Annotated in this window: 14 protein-coding genes; 8 read left to right on the forward strand and 6 right to left on the reverse strand. The window is 49.1% G+C overall.

Annotated elements, in window-relative coordinates:
• Window positions 1-49: 49 nt before the first annotated feature.
• Window positions 50-943, reverse strand: coding sequence for an ABC transporter six-transmembrane domain-containing protein (locus FDX22_RS04730; protein ID WP_181505844.1), 894 nt, complete (start codon window positions 941-943; stop codon window positions 50-52).
• 99 nt (window positions 944-1,042) lie between these two features.
• Here FDX22_RS04730 and FDX22_RS04735 point away from each other — a divergent pair, with 99 nt between their 5' ends.
• Window positions 1,043-1,615 carry a TetR/AcrR family transcriptional regulator gene (locus FDX22_RS04735; RefSeq protein WP_115258586.1) on the forward strand — a complete coding sequence of 191 codons (573 nt, stop codon included), beginning with the start codon at window positions 1,043-1,045 and terminating at the stop codon, window positions 1,613-1,615.
• A gap of 28 nt (window positions 1,616-1,643) precedes the next feature.
• Here FDX22_RS04735 and FDX22_RS04740 read toward each other — a convergent pair whose 3' ends face one another.
• A complete protein-coding gene (locus FDX22_RS04740) occupies window positions 1,644-1,988 on the reverse strand; it encodes a DUF1294 domain-containing protein (RefSeq protein ID WP_117343122.1) in 345 nt (114 codons plus the stop codon).
• 729 nt (window positions 1,989-2,717) lie between these two features.
• Between FDX22_RS04740 and FDX22_RS04745 the strand changes: the two genes are divergently transcribed.
• From FDX22_RS04745 to catA, 4 genes are all read left to right on the forward strand, one after another.
• Window positions 2,718-3,107 (forward strand): hypothetical protein, encoded by a 390-nt coding sequence (locus tag FDX22_RS04745; protein WP_115258585.1) that lies wholly within the window; start codon window positions 2,718-2,720, stop codon window positions 3,105-3,107.
• A 240-nt stretch (window positions 3,108-3,347) separates the two neighbouring features.
• Window positions 3,348-3,722: a hypothetical protein gene (locus FDX22_RS04750; protein WP_115258584.1), complete on the forward strand. Its 375-nt coding sequence runs from the start codon at window positions 3,348-3,350 to the stop codon at window positions 3,720-3,722.
• Between the two features lie 82 nt (window positions 3,723-3,804).
• Window positions 3,805-4,053, forward strand: coding sequence for a hypothetical protein (locus tag FDX22_RS04755; protein ID WP_135912098.1), 249 nt, complete (start codon window positions 3,805-3,807; stop codon window positions 4,051-4,053).
• Window positions 4,054-4,267: 214 nt separating this feature from the next.
• On the forward strand, window positions 4,268-4,945 hold the full coding sequence (gene catA / locus FDX22_RS04760) for a type A chloramphenicol O-acetyltransferase (protein WP_137400072.1): 678 nt from the start codon (window positions 4,268-4,270) through the stop codon (window positions 4,943-4,945).
• A 127-nt stretch (window positions 4,946-5,072) separates the two neighbouring features.
• Here catA and FDX22_RS04765 read toward each other — a convergent pair whose 3' ends face one another.
• Entirely contained in the window at window positions 5,073-5,381 is a 309-nt protein-coding gene (locus FDX22_RS04765) for a monooxygenase (protein WP_137400073.1), read from the reverse strand.
• A gap of 143 nt (window positions 5,382-5,524) precedes the next feature.
• Here FDX22_RS04765 and FDX22_RS04770 point away from each other — a divergent pair, with 143 nt between their 5' ends.
• A complete protein-coding gene (locus FDX22_RS04770) occupies window positions 5,525-6,223 on the forward strand; it encodes an RluA family pseudouridine synthase (RefSeq protein WP_146716786.1) in 699 nt (232 codons plus the stop codon).
• A gap of 46 nt (window positions 6,224-6,269) precedes the next feature.
• Here the strand turns inward: FDX22_RS04770 and mdtK are convergent, their stop codons facing one another.
• Entirely contained in the window at window positions 6,270-7,643 is a 1,374-nt protein-coding gene (gene mdtK / locus FDX22_RS04775; protein WP_096757166.1) for an MdtK family multidrug efflux MATE transporter, read from the reverse strand.
• Window positions 7,644-7,860: 217 nt separating this feature from the next.
• Between mdtK and FDX22_RS04780 the strand changes: the two genes are divergently transcribed.
• Window positions 7,861-8,502: a riboflavin synthase subunit alpha gene (locus FDX22_RS04780; RefSeq protein WP_096757165.1), complete on the forward strand. Its 642-nt coding sequence runs from the start codon at window positions 7,861-7,863 to the stop codon at window positions 8,500-8,502.
• 45 nt (window positions 8,503-8,547) lie between these two features.
• Here the strand turns inward: FDX22_RS04780 and cfa are convergent, their stop codons facing one another.
• Window positions 8,548-9,696, reverse strand: coding sequence for a cyclopropane fatty acyl phospholipid synthase (cfa, locus tag FDX22_RS04785; RefSeq protein WP_146716787.1), 1,149 nt, complete (start codon window positions 9,694-9,696; stop codon window positions 8,548-8,550).
• Window positions 9,697-9,981: 285 nt separating this feature from the next.
• On the reverse strand, window positions 9,982-11,190 hold the full coding sequence (gene punC, locus FDX22_RS04790; protein WP_096757163.1) for a purine nucleoside transporter PunC: 1,209 nt from the start codon (window positions 11,188-11,190) through the stop codon (window positions 9,982-9,984).
• Window positions 11,191-11,302: 112 nt separating this feature from the next.
• On the opposite strand from punC, the gene punR reads away from it, so the two are divergent.
• Window positions 11,303-12,214, forward strand: coding sequence for a DNA-binding transcriptional activator PunR (punR, locus tag FDX22_RS04795; protein WP_135912093.1), 912 nt, complete (start codon window positions 11,303-11,305; stop codon window positions 12,212-12,214).
• Window positions 12,215-12,216: the final 2 nt, after the last annotated feature.

Below are 12,216 nucleotides of genomic sequence, written 5' to 3' on the forward strand. Positions count from 1 at the left end.
TCGGCGTGCCAGGGCACGCTGAGCGAAATGGACGCGAGTCTACCGGGGTTTATTCATGTCCGGTGTTTACTCGTTTACCAATATCTTTGAGCTGAGAATACTTTTCCAGCAACTGCGGAGCATCATCCAGGCTCATGGCAAACATCCACATATAGGTCATCACAGAGTAAATGTGACCCGCATCAGCCCCGCCGCCGAACGTCATGATGAGGATCGTCATGCCAAATAACAGAGCGACCACAATGCCAATGGACAAGTAACCCAGCGCCTCACGGTCGGATAAACAAATACGCAGCCTGGACAACAGGCGGTAATGTTTGCCGAGCGGGGAGGCGGCGGCACTATTGACCATGGCTATCTCTTTTTCCAGTCGATTATTTAATCGCAGGAAAAGCGCTTCGTTTTTGCGCGTATAGCTGCTCAGGAACAGTGAAAAAAAACCAAGAATGACAAGGCAGGCCACACCCGTCCACAACTCTATAACCAGCAGCATGATGGCAGCCCCCAGAATAGAGGCGATCGAGGTGATCAGCGCAGGCAGATGCTTTTCAAAAAAATCGACGAACTCGCGGGAAAGCGCGACCCGTGCTGCAATGGTCGAGGTATTTTGATTGTCCCGACGTTGAGCGAGAATGACGGGAACAGCCAACTCAGCATAGATCCGGGTAAATGTACGGGTATCAACACTCCGACGAGCCGCCCCTATGGCCCACATAATAAAGACCACAACGGCATAAAAAACCGCGTGTAAGGCGTTACCCGCAATAATTGCATTGATGGCAAAGCCGGCCATTAGCGGATACAGCAGATACGTCAGGTTCTCGGCAACTACGAGAAGAAATGTGACCAGGAGTTTTTTACGGTGGCGGCGGGCCAGAGACTTAAGCGTGCCAACTGCACTGTATAAGGATGTGGATTTATCGTGACTCTTCAGGCTTATCATTATCTGTGATTCTGTTAAAATTAATAATTGAGCGGTTGCTCAATTATTGCAGGTCGAGTGTATTTGAGCGGTTGCTCAAAGTCAATGCGGGGTGAATTGATGAAAAAAAAGACAGAAGAGTTGAGAGTACGAATTCTGGATGGCGCGGTGGCGCTGTTTATCGAAAAAGGGATAGAGAAGGTGACAACCCGGGAGTTGACGGAACATCTCGGCCTTTCTCGCAGCCATATCTATCACTACTTTAAGGACTGGCAGTCACTGTGCCTTGCCGCGCTGGAAAGATTTATGCAACAAGAGCTGGACGATTTAGCCGAATCGTTAGCCGGGCGCGAACCTCACGAAAAGTTAAGCGTATTGATCAAATACTACCTTCCTGAAGGTCCGGATGCCGTCTGGCAGCTTTATGACTCTTTATGGCGTCTGGCGAGCCATGACGCCGCTTACGCAGAGCTTGCAGAGCGCAATATGAATTGCTGGATGGAAATGATCGCCGACATTATTCGTGAAGGTGTGGGGTTGAAAGCGTTCCGGGCGCTGGATGCCGAACGTGTTACACGCCAGTTCGTTGCCATGCTTAACGGGTACTCAGAGAACCTGATTATTCATCCTTCACCTGAAAAATGTCAGTTGGCCAGCGACGATCTCCACGACTTTATCAGGCAGATGTTGTAAAGCTGTATAGTTCGCGCGTAGCCAATGTTCAGAAAGGCGAAAAAGGATAGAGCTGATACACCGCTACCATCACGGAGATGCTCAATAATACGCTGATGATAAAGTAGGTTTTGAATGGCTGTTTTTGTGTTTTGTGGCGAAAGAGTTGCTGACCTGCTATCGCGCCGGGCCATCCGCCGACAACGCCAAACATCAGTAATGTGAACTCTGGCACTCTGCGCCAGGCTTTTCGCGCCGCCATTTTGTCCATGCCGTAAATCACCAGCGTCAGTACGTTGGCGAGCAGTAACCATATAATAAAGGGATGAGATGTAAACAGGCTGCCGATCGCGGCGAGGATCAGCAGCAAATAACAACCGCGATTGAGATTCATAGTATTCGCCACAGCCATTTCCAGAGAGTATCGACCCTGCATTGTACGCAATACCCACGGTGAGCTGAACCCCTGTCGGAAGCCGTAACCATAACCTGTTACTCATAAACCTTACTGGAATAATGTTCTATTCTAAAATTTGTCTTTTTAATACCAGACTTGTGCGCAAGGACGCTCACAAATAAAAATACGCGATGCCAATTGACTTACATCAATCTTTAGTCCTATTTTTACTACTCCTTTAGAGATAAATACACATCCCTCTTTAAGGGGTTGTTACAGATATGGACAGAGATGATAGAGGGTTATTGCTAAGAGGAGAGGCTTGACGAGTGGGGAAATTGAAAAGTTAATGGCTGGGCAGGTGTGAATGTCTACATTAATATATTATAAACCGATTTTTATTATATATCGTAATGTATTGTCAGTGCTTATAATTAAAGTGAGCATAGTGTAATGCAGATTCACTTTTATGTATTCAATGCCACCATATTTTCCTTTCAATATCACTGTGTCTTCTCATCGTTCTTCTGATTTCCCACTTGTTATGATAACTTTCATATGAAGTAAATGCGCTAAATAGATGCTGCTTTTAACATTTAACGAACAAATTTCAAGGTGTTTTCAGCCGTTGACTTGAATTTACCAGACGGTCATATTTCAACACGCGAAATATCACTACCGCCCGTGGACGCGGTGCAACGGATTTAACGAACTGGAAACCAAAGAATGAAAAAAGTACTCATCGCTAGCCTGACCTTAGTCGCAATGACCACCGCACCAGCGCACGCCATCAACGCACAGTACCGTGCCCAGTTGGAGCGTTCCGGCTGCAACGAGATGAATGCTGGCAAGGGGTGCGACATCCACAAAACAAAGGCAGAGAATGCAAAAAACGCCGTGAAGCATACACCTAACTCGGTAAATGAATCCAACGTGCCGCAGTACGTTAAAGAGGCTGAGAATATTATCAACCTCAAAGGGATCGCCGCAGAAGAATATTTGATAGAGCGTGGCTGGCGTCAGCAGGCAGATGGCGACTGGGAAAAAGGCGCTCACCTGATGCGCGTCATTGAGGATAAAAAAGGATTTGTGGCAAATGCCCAGATCATCAAGTAATAAAAGACCCCACACCGGGGGCCAGCCTTCGGTTGTTCAAATTCGTTCCTGACGAATTTATCACACAATTACTGACTTTATGAAATTCGAATTATTTTGGATATAGGGGGGATGTTCTTCAGAAATATGTAGTTTATCGCCATGGATAAAGAAAAGCTTTTTAAAGCATAAAATACGTGGCGGTATGATTGGGTGAGCTGTAAATAAAAACATTGACGATATACACAAAGGGTAAATGTAATGAAAGCAAAATTAATTATGGTGTTGCTTTGTTTGTCTGTGGTGGGTAATGCTAACGCTATTAGCGCCTCATACCGTAGCCAGCTTGAGAAATCAGGTTGCACACAAGTTACTGATGGTAACGGCACATGTGATATTCATAAAAGTAAACGCGAAAACATGAAACATCATCACGCGGAATTAGCCCCCGCTGAACGCACTATAGATCAGGCTGTAGCCGGTAAAAAATTGAGTGAGGTTGTTCCCCTACTGGTTGCTAATGGCTGGGAACAGGATGATAACGCACCTTTAGAATTTGTCTCAAAAGAAGGTGTACGGATGATTTTAGACGTTAATCAGTCTAATGATCAGGTACAGGGCGTAAATTTAAAATAATGAATAATCCTATTTTTATACTGTGGGCGGTAGTCTGTTTAGTAGGTTACATCATAACACTTCATCTTTATCGAGTTGATCAATGAAAACTATTTTTAAAATTCTGATGGTTTCTGCGGTTTGTGGTTCCCTCTATGGCTGTGTGGTACCTCTTGCAAATGATGATTATCAGGGAGCTGGCCACCATCATCATAAAAACAATAAGGGTTATAATGAAGAAGCAGGAAATCATAGCCATTATGTGACTCGAGACGGATTCACTCTGCCGCCTTGTGATGAAATCCCCGATGCCTCCCAGGCAGATAATGGCAACCGTTGCTGGTTCGAATGATAAACGATACGCAACTGACAGCGTTGTCGTGTTAGCGCATTGATAGTGCTCGCGTTCAATACTTCAAGGGAGGCGATACGTCTCCCTTTATCATCTTATATATTAAAGGGTTATCATTTCCTTCCCTTATTTACAAGGATGCGCTACTCTCACGAATGCGTTCGCAACCAAAATGGTTCGGGTCTGTATGCGTGCTTATTAAAGGCTACTAAAAATGAAAAAAACAATCCCAGAATATACGCCAGTTGACTTATCTTGTTGGGCAAGGAAGGAGCATTTTGAGGTATTTCAGACCTTTGCTCAAAGCACAATTAACCAAACAGTTCTCTTAGACATTACCGCGCTGTTAAAACATATAAAAGAGGTTGGCTGGAAATTTTATCCTACTATTATTTTCCTGCTTTCTAAAGTCGTAAACAGACATACAGAGTTTCGTATGGCGATAAAGGACAATGAGCTTGTCATATGGAATGAAGTTCATCCAAGTTATACGATTTTCCATAATGAAACGGAGACCTTTTCATCATTATGGAGTCACTACGATGGCAATATTCATCACTTTCAACATGTTTATGCAGAAGACATGGCACGTTATGGTAATAACCTTTCTTACTGGCCTAAGGGAGAGTCGCTGGAAAATATATTTTTCGTGTCGGCCATTCCTTGGGTAAGTTTTACCAGTTTCAATATCAACGTTGCCAACATGCAGAACTTTTTTTCCCCCATGTTCACTATTGGGAAATACTACAACCAGGATGGAAAAGTAATGTTACCCCTCGCCGTTCAGGTACATCATTCCGTGTGCGATGGTTTTCATGTGGCAAGATTGATCAATGAGTTACAAGAGATTAGCGATAACATATTGCACCATTCAGAAGAGCGCAATGCTTGATGTGCCAGACGATCTCTTATTACAAGCAAGGATAGCAGTCATGTCTGCTAAGAGTACATAACCTCCTGCTAAAGGGCTGCTTGAACGTAAAGCCGCCCTTTATTTTGCCTGTGATGAAGCAACAATGTTACTCAGTCATGCCGTGGTTAATGCGCGTTAACGGTTCATTGACATTAAAGATTTTGAATTGCACGTTTTGCACACCCAGCGGCTTCAGACGGGCTGTATGCTTTTTAACATATGCCAGCGCAGTTTCTTCGTCCTGGAACAGGTAGATGCCGCCGGCTTCCTGGGTTGCTTCGTTTTCTGTCCAGATTTTCCAGATAAAGCCAGGCTCCTGGTTAATGGATTCTGCCAGGTCGACAAGCTGGCGTGACATCTCTTCGCCAAACGGGCCCTGAAAATCAAAGTGCAACTGCAATAGTGTGTTTGACATAATTCCTCCATGGATAACGCTGATGCGGGTAAGTCAGTATCTTATTTTTAATTTATTGCACAATAAACGGCAAAAGATCGCTGATTCGCCAGTCGGTTGAAAATTCGTTATGATCCGCTCCCGTACTTTATCATGGCTGCCTGATGTCTACTCTCGTTGATACCTTTATTGCTCCGCCGTGCCATGACGAGATAGAGGTCCTCTATCAGGACGACCATCTGCTTCTTATCAATAAACCCACCGGTTTGCTAAGCCTGTCGGGAAAAAATCCGCAAAATATCGACTCGGTACATCACCGGCTGGTTCAGATTTATCCCGGCTGCACGCTGGTGCATCGACTTGATTTTGGCACTTCCGGGCTGATGGTGATTGCCCGCAATAAGGCTACCAATGCTGCGCTGTGCCAGCAATTCAGCCTACGCGCTGTTACCAAGGTGTATAGCGCCTTGCTCTGTGGGCATTTGAGCGAGGATGAAGGGGTGATAGACGCTGCTATTGCCAAGGATCCGGCGCTGTTTCCGCTGATGTCGATATGCGCCATCAGCGGCAAACCCGCGCGCTCCCGCTATCGGGTTGTCGAGCGCTTTAATCATCCGATGAAAGACGGGACTGTATTGCCATTAACGCGGGTACAGCTTTTCCCCGAAACCGGTCGCACTCATCAGTTGCGTATTCACTGTCAACATCTGGGATACGCCATTTGGGGCTGCGATCTGTACGGGGGGCGTCTGTTGCCGGGTACAGAACGGACGCCACGACTGATGCTGCATGCCAGCGAACTGCATTTTAAGCATCCTGTCAGCGGAGAAGCGATCAACGCCCACAATGGCAGTCCGTTCTGAATAGGGTGGAGACAATAGCCGCCGGGGGGCGGCTATTGCGGGGGGGTTATCGCGCCGCGCGTTGTAAAATAATGGCGGACGGCTGGCGTTGCAGATAACGCATGCGCAGCATCATCATTACTGCAGCAGAGGTCAGACCGATAATAAAGCCGATCCAGAAACCTGCTGGACCCATGCGTTCAACTACCAGGTCGGTCAGTGCGAGGATATATCCGCTCGGTAAACCCAACACCCAGTAAGCGATAAAGGTGATAAAGAAAATGGAGCGCGTATCTTTATAACCACGCAGGATCCCACTGCCAATGACCTGAATCGAGTCCGATATTTGATACACGGCGGCCAGTAACATGAGCTGGGCAGCCAGCGTCACCACTTCAGGATTATTGTTGTAGAGCAGGGCGATGTGCTCACGCAGGGTCACGGTGAACACTGCGGTTAACACCGCCATGCAAACACCGACGCCCAACCCGGTTCTGGCTGCAGTTTGGGCGTCAAGCGTTGACCCCTGGCCCAGACGATAACCCACGCGAATCGTTACGGCGGCAGCCAGCGACATCGGCAGAACGAACATGAGCGAGCTAAAGTTCAGCGCGATTTGGTGTCCGGCCACGTCCACAATCCCCAGCGGGGAAACCAGCAATGCCACTACGGCGAACAACGTTACTTCAAAGAATAATGCCAGCGCAATCGGTAAGCCCAACTGGATCAGGCGCTTCATCACCGCGGTATCGGGTTTCTGGAAACCGCGGACGTTGCGAATATCACGCATTGAGCGCGCACGTTTAACGTAGGACAACATGGCGAGAAACATCACCCAGTACACCGCCGCAGTGGCAACGCCGCAGCCTACGCCGCCGAGTTCTGGCATGCCAAAATGCCCATAGATGAAAATGTAGTTAACCGGGATGTTGACCAACAGGCCGAGAAACCCCATCACCATCGCCGGTTTGGTTTTGGCCAGACCTTCACACTGGTTACGAGCTACCTGGAAGAATAAATAGCCAGGCGCGCCCCACAACAGCGCGCGCAGGTAGCCGACGGCTTTATCGGCCAGCGCCGGATCGATATTATCCATGGAGCGGATAATGTATCCCGCATTCCAGAGCACCACCATAATGAGCACAGATACGCTGCCCGCCAGCCAGAAACCCTGGCGTATTTGATGAGCAATGCGGTCGCGGCGACCCGATCCGTTAAGTTGCGCGATGACTGGCGTCAATGCCAGCAGGAGTCCGTGACCAAATAAGATGGCCGGGAGCCAAATGGAGGTCCCGATAGCGACGGCAGCCATGTCCGTCGCGCTGTATCCACCCGCCATGACGGTATCGACGAACCCCATTGCGGTTTGGGCGATTTGCGCAAGAATCACCGGAATTGCCAGAGCTAATAACTGACGCGCTTCGATTACATACTTTTGCACGTTTACACCATTATATTGTTGTTATTTGAGAGACTAAAAAAGCCGCCTGAGAGGGCAGCAAGAAGAAAATACAGGGGAAATTGCAGTCTATTGTAGCGAGGAATACGTAATTCTCCAGTGAAAAAACAGGTGGGGGCGGTGCATTGCTGGCAACCGCAATTTTCACCTGCTATTGTGCACAACAGATATGTCTTAATTACGTTCAGGAGTTAGAGGTATGTTTACGGGTATTGTGCAGGGCACCGCGAAACTGGTGTCTATTGATGAGAAACCAAATTTTCGTACGCATGTAGTGGAGTTACCTGAATACATGCTGGATGGCCTGGAGACGGGTGCATCAGTTGCACACAATGGTTGTTGTCTGACGGTGACCGACATTAACGGCAATCACATCAGCTTTGACCTGATGAAAGAAACGCTGCGTATTACCAATCTGGGCGAGCTTAAAGTGGGCGATCGGGTCAACGTAGAGCGCGCGGCAAAATTCAGCGATGAGATCGGCGGGCATTTAATGTCAGGCCATATTATGACTACCGCTGAGATATCAAAAATTCTGACCTCAGAAAATAATCGTCAGATCTGGTTTAAGGTGCAGGATGCGTCGTTGATGAAATATATCCTGTACAAAGGATTTATCGGCATTGATGGTATCAGCCTGACGGTTGGCGAAGTAACACCGACGCGTTTTTGCGTGCATTTGATCCCGGAAACGCTGGAGCGTACGACGCTTGGTAAGAAAAAACTGGGGGCTCGGGTCAACATCGAAATCGACCCACAAACGCAGGCGGTCGTGGATACCGTTGAGCGCGTGCTGGCGGCAAAAGAAAGTGCAGTAAATCACGTCACCGGCGAAGTCTAAGCCGGCGCGTTTCCAGGCCCCCGTTGAAGGCGGGGGCGAGAATGACTAGCGTGGAACGCGCAGACCGTGTTCTACGCCACGTGAGAACACCACCTGCCAGAGCTGAATATCACGGGCGCGAAATGCGCCGGCACAGGCGTTGAGGTAGTAGCTGAACATACGTTTAAAGCGCTCGGTGTAGTGATCGGTGATTTCAGGCCAGGTTGCCATAAAGCGCGTATGCCAGGCCATCAGTGTAGTATCGTAATCGGCGCCAAAGTTGTGCCAGTCTTCCATCACAAAATGCGGCTCGCTGGCTTTCGCAATCTGGCGCACGGACGGCAAGCAACCATTCGGGAAAATATACTTATTGATCCACGGATCGACGTTATTGTCGGTTTTTCTGGATCCAATGCTGTGGAGCAAAAACAGACCCTCTGGTTTTAAATTGCGATCGACAACATCAAAATAGGTGTTGTAGTTTTTTGGACCCACATGCTCAAACATGCCAACGGAGACAATGCGGTCGAAACGATCGTGCAGGTCGCGGTAATCTTCAAGCAAAATAGTGACATCCAGCCCTTCACACCGTGTTTGTGCCAGTTTCTGCTGTTCGGCAGAAATGGTCACCCCCACGACGCTGACGCCGTAATGGGCGGCCATAAACTGGGACAAGCCTCCCCAGCCGCAGCCAATGTCCAGCACGCGCATCCCCGGTTTGAGCTGTAATTTTTCGGCGATCATATTGAGCTTCGCCTGTTGGGCTGACTCCAGGGTCGTGGCGTCCTTCCAGTAGGCACAGGAATATTGCATGTAGGGATCAAGCATGCGGGTGAAGAGATCGTTGCCTAAATCGTAGTGTTCTTTTCCGACAACCCACGCGCGTTTTTTATTCTGTAAATTGAACAGGCGCGCGGCGGCGATTCGCAGCGTGTCTTTAAAGTGGCGGGGGAGTTGGCCTTCAAGGCCGGCACGTAAAACCTGAGTAAAAAACATGTCCAGCCGATCGCATTCCCACCAGCCATCCATATAACTTTCACCTAAACCCAGCGAACCTTCCTGTAAAACTCGCTTGTAAAAATCGGGGTTGTTAACGCGAATATCTGCCGGTGCAGTACCATTAATGGTAATGCCCGCACGGTTTAATAATTCACTGGTGATTCGATACCAGTCATCATCTGGTACGCTGACGTCTTCTATACACGATGAACTCATAGCTTCTCCATCACAGGTCGGTGATCAGAACCTTAAAACAGCGTAGACGCTTTTTTGGGCTTTGTGAGAAATCTCACGGAATGAATCCGCGAATCTGTTTTCCGACGTAGAACAGAGGAAGGGAGAACCCCTTACCGAAAAGGCCATCCGTGGTTAAGCGGGAACATGCGTGTTCCCGTTAACACATAAAAATTATCGTTTTTGTAACAACTAGAAATCAGTATAGGCCTGAATTTTTGTGGGTTCAATCAAAAAATATTAGCCCGCTAATTAATTATTCAAGCGCTATGAATGTGATTCGCCGGGCGCAGCAGTAGAAACCTCATCAGCGTGAGAGCGACATTCTTTCTGCGACTGCATTTTGTACCCCAGCGCGGCCAGCAACACCGTAGACAGCATGACGCCAGTAGTGGTGAATAGCGGCGTGCTGATCAACCACGACACAACCAGACTTGCCAGGAAGCATAAGCCCAGTTGAAGCGTATTCTGCAGCGCTGCGGCACGTCCTGTTGCCTGTGGGAAGGGACGCAAAGCCTGAGCAACGACAATCGGATAGATAGCACCGTTCGCTATTGCCATCACGCAGAATGGGATCAGGATTTCGGCCAGCGCAACGTGGTGAATAAAGCCGACCGCCCAGGTAGCGATAACGCTCACCGCATACAGAATGAGCAGCCACGGCAGTAATTGACGACCTTCCCATTTTTGCAGGGCGGCACGACAGCCGTATCCGCCGATCAAAAAGGCGATGGTTTGCGGCACATAGCTCAGGCCAATGACGGCCGGGCTATAGCCCATCTCGCTCAGGATAAACGGCGAGCCGGTCAGCCACGCGAAAAAGCTCGCGGAACAGGCCGCATAAATCAGCACGTTGCCGCGGTAGGTTCTGGAGCGCAGCAGGGTGGCAAAGGTGAGCTTATCCTGGCTATCGTCACGCGCTTTAGCCGTGGGCTTCAGGCGCAGGGCCGGCAGCATCAGGATCAGGGTGATGGCAAACAGGGTGGCAAAAATAGCCTGCCAGGAAAAATGCATCAGGATCCAACTGCCTAATAATGGCGCGAGCGCGGGAGATAACCCGACCAGCGGCATAATGGTGGCAAAGATACGGTTCACTTTTTGCGAGGGATAATAATCAGCAACCAACGCCTGCCAGATAACCGACGCCGCACAGACGCCCACAGCCTGGATAAAGCGCAACACCAGCAAGCCGGTGGCGTTTTCGACCCAAAGCATGCCAAGACTGCTCAGCGCGAAGATGGAGAGGCCCAGTAGCAAAATAGGCTTGCGGCCATAATGGTCGGAGAGTGGCCCCCACAGAAGTTGCGCGATGGCAAAACCCGCTAAGAACAGGCTAAGGCTGGCGCTGACGGCTGATGCTGGGGTTTGCAAATCGGACTGAATAGCCGCAAATGCTGGCAAATACATATCCGTTGCCAGAAAACCGAGCACGCTAAGACCTGCCAGCCAGACTAAAAACCCTTTTCCAGGTTGCATCATTATTTCTCTTTATAAGCAATAGAACAGTGCCGCTGAGTGTAGTGAGTGAAATTCTTGCTGTGAAACGCTAATATTTGCTTATTGATTTCAAATTTTTTGCAGGCAGAGTATGTGGTCAGAATATTCCCTTGAAGTGGTGGATGCAGTCGCACGCAACGGCAGCTTTAGTTCTGCCGCCCAGGAGTTGCACCGCGTGCCTTCGGCGGTGAGCTATACCGTGCGTCAACTGGAGGAGTGGCTGGCTGTGCCTCTTTTCGAACGTCGCCATCGGGATGTGGAATTAACCCCCGCCGGGGCGTGTTTTTTAAAAGAAGGGCGCTCTGTTATCAAAAAAATGCAGATCACTCGCCAACAATGTCAGCAAATTGCCAACGGCTGGCGTGGGCAACTGGCGATTGCCGTCGATAATATTGTCAGGCCGGAACGGACCCGGCAGATGATTGTGGATTTCTACCGTCATTTTGATGATGTGGAGTTAATCGTTTTTCAGGAGGTGTTTAACGGCGTCTGGGATGCGTTATCGGACGGGCGCGTGGAGTTGGCGATTGGCGCGACGCAGGCTATTCCGGTAGGGGGGCGCTATACGTTTCGCGATATGGGAATGTTGAGCTGGAACTGCGTGGTGGCAAGTCACCATCCGCTGGCGTCGATGCCGGGACCGCTCAGTGACGATACGTTGCGCAACTGGCCGTCGCTGGTACGAGAAGACACCTCCCGTACGTTGCCAAAACGTATTACCTGGCTACTGGATAACCAAAAACGGGTGGTAGTGCCTGACTGGGAGTCATCTGCCACCTGCTTATCGGCTGGGCTATGTGTTGGGATGGTGCCGACGCATTTTTCCAAACCGTGGATCGACAGCGGAAAATGGGTTGCACTACAGCTTGAAAATCCCTTTCCTGATGCCGCGTGTTGCCTGACCTGGCAGCAAAACGATACGTCACCCGCACTGAGATGGCTGCTGGACTATTTAGGGGACAGTGAAACGTTGAATAAAGAGTGGCTGCGGGAGCCAGAGTAAGG

This window comes from Citrobacter sp. TBCS-14 (genome assembly GCF_005280805.1).
Classification (GTDB): domain Bacteria; phylum Pseudomonadota; class Gammaproteobacteria; order Enterobacterales; family Enterobacteriaceae; genus Citrobacter; species Citrobacter gillenii.

Coding starts and splice junctions, on each gene's coding strand:
- FDX22_RS04745 (WP_115258585.1), top strand. CDS start 2,718: ATGAAAAAAGTACTCATCGCTAGCCTGACCTTAGTCGCAATGACCACC.
- FDX22_RS04740 (WP_117343122.1), bottom strand. CDS start 1,988: ATGAATCTCAATCGCGGTTGTTATTTGCTGCTGATCCTCGCCGCGATC.
- FDX22_RS04770 (WP_146716786.1), top strand. CDS start 5,525: ATGTCTACTCTCGTTGATACCTTTATTGCTCCGCCGTGCCATGACGAG.
- FDX22_RS04765 (WP_137400073.1), bottom strand. CDS start 5,381: ATGTCAAACACACTATTGCAGTTGCACTTTGATTTTCAGGGCCCGTTT.
- FDX22_RS04780 (WP_096757165.1), top strand. CDS start 7,861: ATGTTTACGGGTATTGTGCAGGGCACCGCGAAACTGGTGTCTATTGAT.
- FDX22_RS04755 (WP_135912098.1), top strand. CDS start 3,805: ATGAAAACTATTTTTAAAATTCTGATGGTTTCTGCGGTTTGTGGTTCC.
- punR (WP_135912093.1), top strand. CDS start 11,303: ATGTGGTCAGAATATTCCCTTGAAGTGGTGGATGCAGTCGCACGCAAC.
- FDX22_RS04730 (WP_181505844.1), bottom strand. CDS start 943: ATGATAAGCCTGAAGAGTCACGATAAATCCACATCCTTATACAGTGCA.
- catA (WP_137400072.1), top strand. CDS start 4,268: ATGAAAAAAACAATCCCAGAATATACGCCAGTTGACTTATCTTGTTGG.
- FDX22_RS04735 (WP_115258586.1), top strand. CDS start 1,043: ATGAAAAAAAAGACAGAAGAGTTGAGAGTACGAATTCTGGATGGCGCG.
- cfa (WP_146716787.1), bottom strand. CDS start 9,696: ATGAGTTCATCGTGTATAGAAGACGTCAGCGTACCAGATGATGACTGG.
- punC (WP_096757163.1), bottom strand. CDS start 11,190: ATGCAACCTGGAAAAGGGTTTTTAGTCTGGCTGGCAGGTCTTAGCGTG.
- FDX22_RS04750 (WP_115258584.1), top strand. CDS start 3,348: ATGAAAGCAAAATTAATTATGGTGTTGCTTTGTTTGTCTGTGGTGGGT.